This is a genomic window from Argonema antarcticum A004/B2 (assembly GCF_023333585.1).
GTDB lineage: Bacteria > Cyanobacteriota > Cyanobacteriia > Cyanobacteriales > Aerosakkonemataceae > Argonema > Argonema antarcticum.
The window spans coordinates 108,893-123,382 of the sequence record NZ_JAIQZN010000001.1; the positions used below are offsets into that span (position 1 = coordinate 108,893).

Below are 14,490 nucleotides of genomic sequence, written 5' to 3' on the forward strand. Positions count from 1 at the left end.
ATCAGTGATATTGTCAAATTGTCTGTTTTCATCGTTGGTTAAATTTTTACCGCAGATGAAGACAGATGAACGCAGATGAACGCAGATAAGAATAAGAACCTGAATTTTTTAGGTAACAGATGCTACCGGACATAATAAGATATTACGCATCTAAATCCAATATAAAAACGGGCAGGATGCCCATCCCACAAGAAGATCGGAAAAACTGACTGTCAAATTAGATGCGTAGCAGCTTATGATTAATAAAAGAATATTTGATTGCTACACGATTATTCCCCATACAACCGAGTCCAAGGTGTTGGTGCTTCGGGTTAAGGATGGTTGGTCTTTACCACATTTTGTGCCTGCTAAAAATCATTTTGCTCATGTTGGTCTGGTAAACCAAGCTATGCACGAGCAGTTGGGCATTGATGTAACAACGCTGTGCTGCGTCTACAATGACTTGGATACTGAGAGCGATCGCGTAAACCGAGTTTTTGTCATTGAAAATCACACTCCCGGCTGGAACCCACCTGCTGAGGCTCGTTGGATTGATAAATACGAATTGGATAATCTACCGCTAACTGTGCCAGTGCATCGTGATGTGCTGAAAGCTTGGTTTAATGAGGTTGAAGATTCTAAAATTAGCACACACCGAGTTCCTTGGGCAAGAATTGGCTGGTTTGAAAAGGCAACAATTTGGATTGACGAACAATTAAATAGTCTTGGCATAAGTGTTATTTCTCCTATTGAACAATTAAGATCTTGGGGTGTTTCCTGCGTGATGCGGATAAGTACGACGGCGGGAAATATTTACTTTAAAGCTACGCCCGATGTATTAGGTAAAGAATTCTTATTCACGCAAACTTTAGCTGAATATTATCCAGCAAATTTCCCCAAAATATTAGCTGTGGAACCAGAACAGCACTGGATTTTGATGCTGGATTTCGGTGGAAGGATTTTGTCAGAAGTTACAGATGTCGTTCAGTGGGAGAAAGCGTTGCGCTTATATGCTGAAATTCAGATAGAATCTGTTCAGCACGTTGATAATTTGATAAGGTTGGGTTGGCCCGATCGTCGTTTGAAAACGCTATCATACTTTATTGAGTTGCTGTTAAGTGATACCGAGGCATTGCAGGCAGGAGATTTTATAATTATTGAAGAAAGTGATATTGATGAACTGCGTGCTTTGATTCCCAAATTTAAGGCAATGTGCGACGCATTGGCAAGTTACAATCTGCCGCAGACGCTAGTACATGGGGATTTTTGGGCAAAAAATGTCGTTGTAACCGATGATAATAATTATATTTATTTTGATTGGCCGACTAGCGCCGTAGCGCATCCTTTTTTCGATATCGTTAACTTTTTGTATATTGAAAAATACGTTCCCGATATTCCCGATGTACGTACTCGCCTCCGCAATGCCTATCTGGAAGCTTGGACAATTTACGAACCGATGGAACGTTTGATTGAAGCGTTTGAATTGTCGAAAACGTTGGGAATGTTGTATCAGGCGATAACTTATTACTGGATAGTTTCCCATTTAGAAGAATTAGCTAGATGGGAGATGGAAGTTGCAGTACCTTTGTGTTTGGAAAAGTTGTTACAGCGCTTTTCTGGTGAGTAGGTACGCGAAACCCGGTTTCTTCAAGAAACCGGGTTTCTGGGGTTTACGACCTCCGACTGCAAGTTGCTGTAAAGTATAGAAGAGGGGGGTGGGGTAAATTGTGGGAATACTGAAAATCGGAGGTTAGATCGTGACAGATAGACAAAAACCAAACAAACCGCTTTTTTCCCAGCATTATCTGAAACATCGGCTTCAGGAATCCCCGGAATGGCAAGTGGATGTGGCAGCCAAGTTTCAAAAGTTAAAAAATCTTTATATTTCCAAAAAAGCTCTGTTGCCAACCCTGAGTGAAGCGCAAACAGAGGAAGTATTTATTAAACCTGCATTGGATATTCTGGGATTTAGCTATATTCCCCAGGTGACGACTCGCGGTAAAGGTAGGGCAGAACGACCAGATTATGCTTTATTTAATAGTGAAAATGAGCGGGATACTGCCTATCCTTTACAAAGTAATGAGACTGCGTTTTATGGGCGGGTAATTGCGATCGCAGAAGCAAAATACTGGGAACGTTCACTCAGCAAGGTTTCCGCTAACGATCGACGTGATATTTATAAGAATACTAACCCATCTTTTCAGATTGCTAGCTATCTCACGGGAACGGGGGTAGATTGGGGAATTTTAACCAATGGGAGAGAGTGGCGGTTATATTATCGACAAGCTTCTTCCACAGCAACAGAGTTTTATCAAGTGGATTTGGTGGAACTTCTGGAAGCAGAAGATTTAGATCAGTTTAAAGATTTTTGGCTATTCTTTCGCCAAGAAGCATTCGTTAAAGATTCCCAAGGACGCAATTTTTTAGAACGAGTGCGCGATGGTAGCACAACTTATGCGACGCGAGTGGGGAATGAGTTAAAAGCGTTGGTGTTCGATCGCATTTTTCCTGATTTGGCGGGAGGATTTGTCGCAGATGCTACCCGACGCGGGGAAGCGGTGACATCGGAACAATGAGATGCACCATTGAAAAACCGCAAATTTGAAAGAGGAATGGTATAATCTGTGAAAGTCTGCGTTCAAGATATTGATAAAAGTCGTTACTCTATCTCTTTGGGTTGTCACAGGAAAGCGAAATGGTGCAAAGTATTTCTAAGTTTGATATCGCCAGCCAAATTAGCCGTCAGCCCTACTACAGGACGCAGCTAGGTTCAGCTTACTTAGGTAATAGCTTGGAACTCATGGCAGAATTGCCAGATGAAAGCGTCGATTTAATTTGCACTTCTCCACCTTTCGCCCTAGTAAGAAAAAAAGAGTATGGTAATGTAGATGCTCATAAATACGTTGAATGGTTCAAGGCATTTGCCCGTGAATTCTATCGTATTATCAAGCGCGAAGGCTCGCTAGTCATAGATATTGGAGGAACGTGGCTTAAAGGTTTTCCCGTGCGCTCGATGTATCATTTTGAGTTAGTAATAGAGCTTTGCAAACCAAAATCAGAAGGTGGTTTGGGTTTCTTCCTCGCCCAAGAACTTTTTTGGTACAATCCAGCCAAACTTCCGACCCCTGCTGAGTGGGTTACAGTGCGGAGAGAAAGGGTGAAAGATGCTGTGAATACAGTTTGGTGGTTATCAAAAGATCCGCACCCTAAAGCCAATAACAAACGGGTTTTACGCCCTTACAGTGAGGCGATGAAAAACCTATTGAAAAATGGGTATGATGCCAAGTTACGCCCGTCTGGGCATGATATTTCTACTAAATTTCAGAACGATCGGGGTGGTGCTATTCCTCCAAACATCATAGCCGATCCTACGTGCAGTTCCGGCGCGTTCATTGGGCTGCCAGTATTAGGAGAATTTAATTGGATTTTAGAGCATGATTTAGCACAGCCTGTCAATGTTATCTCAGCTTCTAATACTGCATCTAATGATTATTATCAGCGACGATGTAAAGAAGCAGGAATTAAAGCTCATCCTGCTAGATTTCCCCAAGCATTACCTGAATTTGTCATAGCACTTTGTACAGAACCTGGTGATTTAGTTCTCGATCCATTTGCAGGTTCAAATACTACAGGACGAGTAGCGGAAACCCTCGATCGCCGTTGGTTAGCTTTTGAATTAGATCAAAATTATATTAAAGCATCGCAGTTTCGATTTGAAGAAGATGCCCCATTGGTTGTTACTCCATTAAAAGAGAGAAAAGTTCTGAAAGCCAAAGCGCTGGCTTTAGCCCCTGATTATATTGACAAATCATCTACAATAGACGAGCAAAATAGTTATATCCAATTAGACTTATTTCAATCACATAATAACAATATGGCAGATCAAAAACTAAAGTTTACCTACGGGCATCAGTTTGAACCTAAAACGATGAATTTACCGGAATTAGTGCAACTCTGTGTAAATTGCCAACCCGATCGCCGTCTCTTACAGGCTGAAATTGCCAAGCGTTATTATTCTAGTCACTCAACGCAAAATGATTTACAGCAAGGGGAAAATCGCAGCAAACTTGCGATGAATACATTTCTTTCTCTTCGTGCTTACAAGTTAGTTGAGTCGATTAATGATGATGATTGGCAGTACCAAGTAACAGATCTTGCTAATGAAATATTAGCTTATCAGAGCGATGCTGATGAAGCAGCTACAATTTTTGCTCGTCACATTCTGACTAACTTAACTGGAATGTCTTTGCTGAAAGCAGTGGAAGCAATTAACAGTAGAGGCGATAAACCAAAATTGGATTTAATTGGTTACGAACTTCAAGAGATGGGGTATTCTCTCTCTCCCAACGCCATCTATGTTAGCACTATGCGGCAATGGTTACAAGAAGCAGGGGTATTTGAGAAAACATACGAAATTAATTGGGATCGAGTCTATGACATCCTAGAACTTGATAAAGACTATATCGATGAGATTTATACTCTCACTTCAGAGCAAAAGTATTTTCTATTGGCAATGCTCCAGATGAGCATTATAGAGCTAACCAAGTGGAATGACATTGCTAACTATGCGGTGAGTGTTTATAAAGTACGGTTCCCCTCAAAGTCATTTGTTAAGGATATTATTCAACCTTTAGTAGAAGTAGGTTTAATTGAAACTGAGAAAACTACGGGTGGACGTGGTGCTAAACCCAATCTGGTTAAGCTGACTGAAAAAGCACAGCGTGAATTACTGTCTAAATTGTTAGAGTCTATTGCAGACATAACAGAAATTTCCCAAACTGAGCTAAATCGAAGTTTTGAAGATGTTGTCAATGATTTAGATCATGCAGATAAACATATTAAAGGCAAAGCACTAGAATTGCTAGCAATTTGGATGATTCGTTTGACGAGTCTTCGATTCACAAAATGGCGCAAACGGGACTATGAAACTGGACAAGGGGAAGTAGATGTTTTAGCTGCATCGGATCGCTTTGTTTATCACCGTTGGCAAATTCAGTGCAAAAACACCAAACGAGTAGATGTTGAGGTGTTAGCTAAAGAAGTAGGCATGACTTTTGTAACTGGCGCTGATGTAGTGATGATTGTGACTACTGGTGAGTTTACTAGAGATGCTTTCCAGTACGCTTATCGCATGATGGAAGTATCCCGTTACTATATGGTGCTGATTCAAAAAGAGGATATTGAGGCTATTAAAGAAGATAGAACTAATATTATCAAGATTCTCGATCGCCGCGCACGGCGTGTATTTGCCAAGAAGGAACTAGGATTAACTGATGATGCAGTTGATGAGATTGAAATTGAAGAGGATTCACTTACAGAGTTTGATGGAGCATTTGAAGAGGAATAGAGCAACCTCTGGGAGAAGGCGAAGCACCTACGCACTATCAAGCATAAAGATCGCTCACAACCTCGATCCAATAATATCCCAAGTCAACCAACCATCACCTCAGCCAACAACCGGAAGAAGCCGATGTAATCCACGATTTATTAGCCTATCTAGCCGAACAAATGATCGATTTAAACAAACAAAAACAAACCGAAATCAAAAGCTTTTTGCAATGGCTAGAACGGTTTATCGGTTGTCCAGTTGACACCCTCACAAATAAATCGAAAATTCAGAATTATTTAGGAGACTATTCCAAAGACGAACCCCATCTCAGCTTTGACGAGTTAATCGAAGTGCTGAAGAAAAACAAAAAGAAACTTAAAATCGATCCCGTTGCGCGAAAAGAACAGCAACCCTTAGAAAAAGAATATCAGGCAAGTTTAGATACCTTACTGCCAATCAAAATGCAACTGATGCGGTGTGATAAACTGATAGATAAGATTGTTTATCAACTCTATGGATTGACAGAGGAAGAAATTGCTATTGTTGAGAATAAACAAACCTGAATTAACTCTTTTAGGAGAACCAAAATGCAATTAACCAAAGAAAAGCTCAAACAAGAAATCGATCGATTTAATGACGATCAACTCAAGCAAGTTGCCGAATTTATCGAATTTATCAAATTTCGCAGTCGATTCAATCAAAAAGTAGTTGATTTAGATCAATTTGCCAGCCTCTATCAAGAATTTGCCCAGGAAGACAGAGAACTTGCAGAAGTTGGAATAGCAGACTACATCGAGCAACTACAAAAAGAGGATCGAGCATGATTATTAAGCGTGGGGAAGTGTGGCTAGCAACTCTCGATCCAGTTCAGGGTTCAGAACAGGCTGGCACTCGTCCCGTAATTATTTTTCAAGAAAATACTCTATCCAAATTTACCACAACCGTCATCACAATTCCTGTCAGCAGCAATTTGCGCCGTGCCGAGCTTCCTACTTGTATTCAAATATCTAGTGGTGAAGGAGGCTTGAATCAAGACTCTGTTGCCCTCTGCCATCAAATTCGCGTTCTCGATAAAACTCGACTTACCAAGAAATTAGGACAACTGGAACCGGAAACTATTGCACTGTTAGAAACAACTGTATTATTTACCCTTGGTTACTCAATGCCATAATCACATTAAAGGATGATCGAACGAGGAAATTGCCATTATCGAAATATACACCAAGTTGATCGATTTGTTAAAATCGGGAAAATGAGCAAACCCAGTAAATATAAAATTGCAACATTGGAGGTTTAATTAAGATGATTATGCAAGCAGAACAGAAAAAATATTACACCCCAGAAGAGTATCTAGAACTAGAAGTCAACGCAGAAGAAAAACATGAATACATTGATGGAGAAATAATCCTTATGTCCGGTGGAATGCCCAATCATAACCGTATTACTGGCAACTTTTATGCAGCCCTAAACTTTGCTCTTAAACGGCAACCTTACGATATATTCGTCAGCGATCAGCGATTGTGGATTCCCCAACGACGTATCTATACTTACCCTGATGTCATGGTAGTTCAAGGAGCTTTGCAACTCCAAGAAGGACGAAAAGATACTATTACCAATCCGGTAATGATTGCCGAAATATTATCAAAATCAACTCAGGCTTATGATTCTCCTTCGGAGACGCTATGCGAACAAGGCGAAAAATTTAAGTTTTACCGCACTATTCCCACTTTTCAAGAGTATGTATTGATCGAACAATGCTCAATGCACGTTGAGCGATACTACAAAACCGAACCGCATCAATGGATTTTTTCTGAGTATGATGGTGCAGAATCAATCCTAGCCCTTAATACAGTTCCCTGTGAAATTTCTCTGGCAGATCTCTATGATAAAGTTGATTTTGAAGCAGAGTAAAAATGAGGGATATTTCAGGTATGTTGTTGCGCTTTAGCGCTATATTAAAGAGCGCTAAAGCGCAACAACGTACCAAAATTTAACAATAATCGACCGACATGATACGATCGGTTTTGACAAAAAGTATTGACAATGTAAATATATATTGCCTACACTGTTAAGCATGGATGTGTATTTCGTACTCAATGGCACGATCGCATAACGTATCCGATTCATGCACTATGACCGTAACCACAGCAAAATGGACGATAGATGAGTATCACCGCATGATTGCGGTGGGCATTTTGGATAATCGCCGCGTAGAACTGCTAAAGGGGGAAATTGTCGAGATGTCACCGGAAGGAGAACCTCACGCCTATTTCAGTAGTGAAGCGGGAGAATATCTAATTAGATTGTTAGGAAATCGAGCAATGATTCGCTCTGCTAAACCCATTACGCTTCCCAACAACTCTGAACCAGAACCCGATATCGCGATTGTACAACGATTGGGGCGCGAATACCTAGAGCATCACCCATTACCTGAAAATATTTTTTGGCTAATTGAATACTCAGATTCTACTTTGAACAAGGATTTGGATACGAAAAGTAAAGTCTATGCGGAAGCGGGAATCCCTGAATATTGGGTAGTCAACCTTAAAAAGAGACAGCTTGTAGTATTCAGAGATCCTCAAGATGGTGAGTATGCTTCCAAGACTACGCTTACAGTTGGAACGATTTATCCATTGGCATTTCCAGATGTAGCTGTATTAGTAGATTCTATTGTCAGTATTTAAACAGTTGGTTCTGCGTCTGTCTGTAATTTTTGCCCGATTTTTGGCTCAGTTCCTGCTAATAAACGCTCGATATTGGCGCGATGACGCCAGATAACGTAAATACCAGCTGCGATCGCAAATAGCAGATACGGCAACGGTTCACCAAATCCAAACATTAGGGCGGAAACTGCGATCGCACCCACAATCGAACTCAAAGATACAATCCGCGAAATTGCCATCACTACCGCAAAAACTCCTAACGTTCCCAAACCAACTTGCCAAGACATTGCTAGCAATATCCCCAAACTGGTAGCAACTGATTTACCGCCTTTGAAATTCAACCAAATTGGCCAACTATGACCGATTATAGCCGCTAATCCAGCCAAAGCCACCAGCCAAGGTAAAGATAATCCCTCATTACTTGACAAATTGCCAGAGATGATGTATGCAAAATGAGCAAGCGCGATCGCAGCCGCACCTTTAGCAGCATCCACCAGCAAAACCACAATTGCTGGCCCTTTTCCCAACGTTCTCAACACATTCGTTGCGCCAATCGAACCAGATCCTTGGTCGCGAATATCAATTCCCTTGAGAATACGAGCAGCTAAATAGCCAGTCGGAAAAGAGCCTAGCAGATAAGCCACCAGCAACAACGCAATATTTACACTTAACTCAACCATCATCAATCGATCCTTTACTGAAAATTTCCAATTTAAGATTACAGATTAAATCATTGAATTAGGCTCCGTAGGTACGTAGTTGCGCTTTAGCGCTAAAGCGCAACTACGTACCTAAGATCAGCGTACATCTGCGATCGAAATTATCCAAAATCTAATTTTTGGACGAATCCTTAAAAACGATCGCGCTCCAAAGAATAGCTGGGCGATTGTGGATCGGGCGCAAACGCCAACCACAGGGGAAATTGCAGCACAGCTAGACTAATTTGGTCTTCTGTTTCGTCAATGATAATCAACGGCATCTGCCCTTCTTTCACCAACCGCTCAGCTTTGATTGCCATCGGTTCTGGGGCTTCAAACAGAGTCACTCCTCGTTCTGGGCCAAAATCGCTGCGAGAAATGCCCAGACAGTCTTGCAAACCGCGCCGCCATTCTCCCAGACGTTCGGGGGTATTTGCCAGGACTAGGCTGCGGAGACGATCGCCATATTGCGATCGCAACACCGAGATAATAGAAGAAGAAATCAGGATATTTTGCAGGCGAGAACCCATAGTCCGCAACGCGCCTTTACCACCCTGAGTAAAAAACCAGTAAGAAGCCCGTTCGGCGTGAACTGGTTCAAAAGTGCGCCGCAGTTGCCAAGGCGGGCCATAATAATCCGGTCGCGTGCGGTATTGGTCTAAAAGTTTGCGAATTTGCTTGGATTGTTCCTGAAAACCCTGTTCTGCAAATTTCGGCCCTCCAGATTCTTTGATCGGTTTAGCATCTTTAATAACGACCTTTTCTTCTGGTTCTGGTGCTTTAGGAATCAGTTCCAGTTGTTCTGCTGACGACGCCAGATCTTGCAAACTACCTACCAGATAGTCTTTAAAGCCTTGTACACGAATTGCCAAGTCTTGAGAAACTCCAGCAAATGTCGTTTTCATCTCAGATCGAACCCTTTCCTGGCGGCGTTCTAACTGTTCTATGGCAATTTGCAGCGTCTGCTTGCGTTGTTCTAATTCGCTCAAACCTTCTTGAATCAAGCTACCTAAAGTTGCTTGCGTTTCAGTCATTTGCGCGGAGAGCATCTTTCGGGTGACTTGTAGAGAGGAGATTTCCTGTTTGAGAGACTGTTCCTCTTGCTTTAATTCAGCTACCCGTGCTTCTAACTCAGAAATGCGATCGATCTTTATCTGCACTTTATCCTCTACAGGGGCTGAATCATCTTCTCTCAGAGCATTGTTGCTGGCAAGCTCTTGAGTATTTGCAGACGACCCGCCGATTACCAAATTATCGTTTGCAGGCATATCTTCAGTGCCAAGCGGCAGTACATCCCCTTCGATAAACTCATTGTTTTGTTCAGTAGTTAAAAGCGATCGATCGCCTACTACCAAATCATCTTCAGGTAACTCTGCAACAAAATCAACTGTGGCACCTTGCGCTTGTAAATTATCCAATGCCTCCATAGCTGGTTCTTGCTCTGGCTGTTGCTCTTGTTTTTGGGTTTGGGCTTCTTCTGAATTCATCTAACAACTAACGACTAATAGTTACTCAACAAAGGTAGGGCATTGGTGGCCTTTCCCACTAAAAACTCATAGACACTCAGCACGGCTGACCTTTCACTAAATCTTCGGACAGCGTTGTTCCAAGCAGATTTGTAACATCTTGGCATCGAACAACATAGGCAAGAAGTGGATGCTTTTGACTTCTTTAAAATAAAACAAAATTGGCACTCCCGGCCAAAAAATTCGCCAATTTTGCCATTCCCGGTAAGGAAAGCTGCGGATTATCTTATCAGATCGGTATACGTCTAAAGCCGTTTCTGTAAATTTCAGACGGATAGTAGCAGTCTGGAACAAGAGGAATAATCCGAACAAAGCGACGATCGAGCTAAGCCAGACTTGTACCAGCAGTAGCGGTATTGCGCCTACTACTAAGACAATTGGCAGCGTGTAACTGGCAGAGAGTTCAACCGTTTGTTGCGATCCGATGGGAGTAGCGGTGGTCACAGTCTTTAATTCCTCAAGATGAACAGACTCCACTTTTATTTTATAGGCTGACGCCTCATAAGCCTTTTTGGATCACACTGCCCGTGCCCTGAAACATTACCCAAGTCAATAAAAAATTGACAATAAAGATCGCTAGCAAAGATGTTACCACGGCAGTGGTCGTTGATTGTCCCACACCTTTAGCGCCTCCTGTCGTCGTCAAGCCCCAGCTACAGCCAATTACGGCAATTAGCGCTCCGAAGCAAAAAGCCTTGATCGCTGCACTACAGATATCCCAGATATCCAGGAAGTTGCGAACCGAATCTAGAAATATTGATTGGGAGATGCCGTAAAGGTTAGTGGCAATCAGCAATCCTCCCATCATGCCAGTTACTAGGCACATAATGGTCAAAATTGGCAGCATCAAGCAGCAGGCGATCACGCGGGGAATCACCAGATAATCGATCGGATCGGTTTTGAGCATCAGGAGGGCGTCGATTTGTTCGGTGACCCGCATTGTGCCTATTTCTGCCGCAAAAGCCGATCCGACTCGTCCCGCCAGCACGACAGCGGTAAGGACTGGGGCCAGTTCGCGGCACAACGCGAGTGCCAGAACTCCTCCCACGGCGGTGCCTGCACCCAAGTTGATAAACTCACGCGCCACCTGAACTGTAAATACCATGCCCACGAAAGCCGCTGTTACCAGGGCTATGAGCAGGGATTCTGGGCCAACTGCTGCCATTTGATCTAGGGTGTTGCGCCGGTGGATTTTGCCGTTGAGTAGGTGGATTAGTACTTGTCCGCCCAACAAAATTGCCGCTAGCACGCGCTGTCCCCATAACCTTAAACTGAAAAAAGCGATCGCCCTTACTCCACAAAAGTTCGCACTGCATTAAGAACTGTATCCAATATGAACGATCCCCAGTCACTTATCCTGTCTATTTTTAATTAAAACTTAAGATTTCTAACTTTTTGGCTCGACACTGAATATCGCGCCTATTGTGGTAAGTGGCAAGTGCCTTTTGCAGGCATGGCCGCTGTCAGTTCGATTTGGAGTACTAAGCAAGGCATGAGTATTTCCCCCAACTTCTTCCGCTCTCTGCTGCTAACGAGTATCCTCAGCTTTGTCGCCCCCATTCTGCTAATCGGGGGAACGTTGGCAGGTCTATCTTCGATCGGCTATATTCCTGGCCTGGGAATTATATGTCAGTCCGGCGCGGAGTCAATCTGGAAGTTCCTGGCCGTTTTTGGCAGTGGCTGTCCAATCCAGGGACTCTTGACAATTGGGACAACTTGTGCATTGGTCGGCGCTATGTTTGACACCTACGCTTTCTACAGGTATCAAACCCTTCGCGGGAATTGATTTGATAGCACGGGAATTGGGAATCGCTTCCCAAGAAAACCAAAAATCTTCTCCTTTATCTAAAATCTAAAATTCTCAATCAACCCTTACCCCTCAAAAGGTTTTCCAGCCTTGATAGCGGGTTTGTTCTTCCCTACGGACAGGTAAAACGCGAACCCTTGTTTAGCCGTCGCCGGATCGAGGGCAGTCTGGACAAGATTCGGATTAGTGGCGACATCAGCACCATTGCCAGTATTCGGTTTCGTTTCATTCTCTTGAAGACCATTCCAAGTAAGGTAGGTGCTTTTGAGATGGCGGAAGATTTCTTGATAAAGTTGACTCCTGACGCGATCGCCCCGTTTCCCATCTTCCAGTTTGATATCATCCACAAAAAATGCGAGTTCCAAACCAATAAAATAGGAAACCTCATTATGATTAATTCCGATCATCCTAATTTGCGGTTCTTGCCATTTTTCTCGCGACAGTTTCAACTTTTCTTTGAGCCACTTAATTAACTCCATCACAGAATCATCTAAGCGAGTTTCCGCACCTTGAGGATTGGATATCTTTTGATACAAGCGTTGCGTTCTGCGCTTTAACACATTAATCTTTCGCTCCCATTCGTCAGAAATGAAGTATTGATCCCGATCCAGTAAATTAGGATCTTTAAGCCAAGTTCGATACCACTCTCTAATTAACTCAATCAGTCCCTCTTCATTATTTTCCTGAAGATCAAATCCATTGCGGTTATTATTGGTTTCATCCATTACTTGGAAACCGATAAGTTCTAATATGGTTTGATATTCCTGTTGGACATTTTCTCTTTCGTCTTCCGTTAGCCCTCCTTTTTCAGCAAACTGCATTGTCACAACCAAAGCTTCCAGCGCTTGTTCTATTTCCTCTAATTGGAAATTGACCGCCTGTTCCGCCAGTAGCCGTGATTTGCCTATTTTTTGTTGTTGGGTGAGATTAGGGTCACATCCTTCGTAGCTATAGTATTTATCGATCGTCTCTAATTTAGTATCGATATCCCCTAGTGTATCGGCATGAGCTAACACAATTTGTTCGATCAGCTTACGGGTTTCATCAATATTAGATTCAGGGGGTATCTCTATATCCATAGCGATATAGTACAAAGAGGTAGGACGACTCAGATTCGTGAGTTTTTGACCCTGCAATACACTGTTAGGAATATAAACATCACAATGGGTACTAAATATATATAGCTGAGTCACCCGAACACCAATCCGGCGTAGCATTCCAATTGAACCATCTTCAAGGAGCAGAATATCACCAAATTGAAAAGGCGTATCAATCAGTAAAACAATCCCACTAAAGAAATTAGCCAAAATATCCTGAAGTGCAAAACCAAGCACAAAAGTCGCACCACCCAGCGCTACCCAAATGCCACTTAAATCAACCCCAAAGGTTCCAAAAACAAGAGCCCCGCCAGTTATGAAGATCAGCACAGGAACAACTGCTGATAGGATGGGAAGCAATACGTCATCCCACATGACTTCGCTTTTTTGAGTGTAATCTTTGAGGTAGTAAATAAAAACTTGTAGAAATAATTGGACAGACCAATAACTAATGACTATAATAATTATCGATGTCAGTATATGTTCTATACTTGTAGGAATTTTAACAGAGACTAGATTCTTAAAAGTGATTCTCAGGCTGAAGATAGCGAAGACGATGAGGGCTGGATAGGCGGAAACACCTAAGGTAACGACTGCGATGTCCCGTTCAAATTGCCGAAAGAGCGGGCGCAAGATATAAAATAAGAATACATATAATAGCCCAGTTGCCAGAGCCGTGATTAGCAAACTAATCAGGATCGAACTAGCTGTATTCATTTTATCAAATTGATGCAAGAGGTTTTGTAACATAGCAGTTGCTTTATTTAACATAGTTTGCCTTAACTTTATTTGTAAAAATGTCAACAATAATTTTGGATTTGGGATTGGGGATTTGGGATTAACTCCCAGACGGTCGTTCGGGGGCTGACAATACCGAAAAAGTTTTTTCTTTTCCACGACTGAAAGTCTGGGGCTTGAGACCTTTTTGATTTTCGGTTGTTAGTTGGAGCGACTTATAGCGAAACGTTCTCAAAGTTGAAATTGACAAAGGTGTAAATTTATGGCAAGTCTGACGATCGCTCCTAACTATTTTACCTTATTCTACTACCAGTTTTAAGCCGGGAAGCAATCGTTCTAAGTTTTTCAATGATTTACCTTGCCAGGGCACCTTTTTGCCGCCTAAAACTACTAATTGAGTTCCTTTCTTTTTCTTCATCCCCAGGACAAATTTAGATAACATACTAATGCCAGAACTGTTGAGGAATGCTAATTCTTTCACGTTTAATGTTAAGGTGTCTGGGTCTGCATTAGCCGCTTGATCGAGCAACTTAACAATGGGAACATATTCCTTGGGACTTCCGAGAGTAATATCCCCTTTAAAATAAACTGTTGAGGACGCTGGCTCGTATTGAACCTGATAGTCATCGCCTTTGACTTCTGGATTTGCCATA

15 protein-coding genes are annotated in these 14,490 nt (G+C 42.3%); 9 read left to right on the forward strand and 6 right to left on the reverse strand.

Annotated features, from left to right (window positions below; all coding sequences use genetic code 11):
* Positions 1-235: 235 nt before the first annotated feature.
* The 8 genes from LAY57_RS00560 (at position 236) to LAY57_RS00595 (ending at position 7,992) form a co-directional block, all read left to right on the forward strand.
* Positions 236-1,606: a phosphotransferase family protein gene (locus LAY57_RS00560; RefSeq protein ID WP_249064323.1), complete on the forward strand. Its 1,371-nt coding sequence runs from the start codon at positions 236-238 to the stop codon at positions 1,604-1,606.
* Positions 1,607-1,736: 130 nt separating this feature from the next.
* The gene (locus tag LAY57_RS00565) at positions 1,737-2,555 is read left to right on the forward strand and encodes a type I restriction endonuclease (RefSeq protein WP_249064324.1); all 819 of its coding nucleotides are present in this window, start codon (positions 1,737-1,739) and stop codon (positions 2,553-2,555) included.
* A gap of 119 nt (positions 2,556-2,674) precedes the next feature.
* Positions 2,675-5,326, forward strand: coding sequence for a DNA methyltransferase (locus tag LAY57_RS00570; protein WP_249064325.1), 2,652 nt, complete (start codon positions 2,675-2,677; stop codon positions 5,324-5,326).
* A 128-nt stretch (positions 5,327-5,454) separates the two neighbouring features.
* Positions 5,455-5,871 carry a DUF8810 domain-containing protein gene (locus LAY57_RS00575; protein WP_522729849.1) on the forward strand — a complete coding sequence of 139 codons (417 nt, stop codon included), beginning with the start codon at positions 5,455-5,457 and terminating at the stop codon, positions 5,869-5,871.
* Positions 5,872-5,895: 24 nt separating this feature from the next.
* Complete coding sequence (locus tag LAY57_RS00580; protein ID WP_249064327.1) at positions 5,896-6,132, forward strand: hypothetical protein; 237 nt, start codon at positions 5,896-5,898, stop codon at positions 6,130-6,132.
* On the forward strand, positions 6,129-6,479 hold the full coding sequence (locus tag LAY57_RS00585) for a type II toxin-antitoxin system PemK/MazF family toxin (protein WP_249064328.1): 351 nt from the start codon (positions 6,129-6,131) through the stop codon (positions 6,477-6,479). Before LAY57_RS00580 ends, LAY57_RS00585 begins: the two co-directional genes overlap by 4 nt.
* 137 nt (positions 6,480-6,616) lie before the next feature.
* Positions 6,617-7,219 carry a Uma2 family endonuclease gene (locus tag LAY57_RS00590; protein WP_338022330.1) on the forward strand — a complete coding sequence of 201 codons (603 nt, stop codon included), beginning with the start codon at positions 6,617-6,619 and terminating at the stop codon, positions 7,217-7,219.
* 221 nt (positions 7,220-7,440) lie between these two features.
* Positions 7,441-7,992 (forward strand): Uma2 family endonuclease, encoded by a 552-nt coding sequence (locus tag LAY57_RS00595; protein ID WP_249064330.1) that lies wholly within the window; start codon positions 7,441-7,443, stop codon positions 7,990-7,992.
* On the opposite strand, the gene plsY is transcribed toward LAY57_RS00595, so the two are convergent.
* From plsY to LAY57_RS00615, 4 genes are all read right to left on the reverse strand, one after another.
* Positions 7,989-8,654: a glycerol-3-phosphate 1-O-acyltransferase PlsY gene (gene plsY, locus LAY57_RS00600; protein WP_249064331.1), complete on the reverse strand. Its 666-nt coding sequence runs from the start codon at positions 8,652-8,654 to the stop codon at positions 7,989-7,991. The genes LAY57_RS00595 and plsY overlap by 4 nt on opposite strands.
* Before the next feature lie 167 nt (positions 8,655-8,821).
* On the reverse strand, positions 8,822-10,156 hold the full coding sequence (locus LAY57_RS00605; protein ID WP_249064332.1) for a DUF3086 domain-containing protein: 1,335 nt from the start codon (positions 10,154-10,156) through the stop codon (positions 8,822-8,824).
* A gap of 96 nt (positions 10,157-10,252) precedes the next feature.
* Positions 10,253-10,639, reverse strand: a complete 387-nt coding sequence (locus LAY57_RS00610) for a DUF3119 family protein (RefSeq protein WP_249064333.1) — start codon at positions 10,637-10,639, stop codon at positions 10,253-10,255.
* 55 nt (positions 10,640-10,694) lie between these two features.
* Positions 10,695-11,444, reverse strand: coding sequence for an MlaE family lipid ABC transporter permease subunit (locus LAY57_RS00615; protein ID WP_249064334.1), 750 nt, complete (start codon positions 11,442-11,444; stop codon positions 10,695-10,697).
* Between the two features lie 189 nt (positions 11,445-11,633).
* Between LAY57_RS00615 and LAY57_RS00620 the strand changes: the two genes are divergently transcribed.
* Complete coding sequence (locus tag LAY57_RS00620) at positions 11,634-11,981, forward strand: hypothetical protein (RefSeq protein ID WP_338022331.1); 348 nt, start codon at positions 11,634-11,636, stop codon at positions 11,979-11,981.
* Positions 11,982-12,067: 86 nt separating this feature from the next.
* On the opposite strand, the gene LAY57_RS00625 is transcribed toward LAY57_RS00620, so the two are convergent.
* Positions 12,068-13,870, reverse strand: a complete 1,803-nt coding sequence (locus LAY57_RS00625; protein WP_249064335.1) for a mechanosensitive ion channel family protein — start codon at positions 13,868-13,870, stop codon at positions 12,068-12,070.
* Positions 13,871-14,135: 265 nt separating this feature from the next.
* Complete coding sequence (locus tag LAY57_RS00630) at positions 14,136-14,489, reverse strand: slr1659 superfamily regulator (protein ID WP_249064336.1); 354 nt, start codon at positions 14,487-14,489, stop codon at positions 14,136-14,138.
* Position 14,490: the final 1 nt, after the last annotated feature.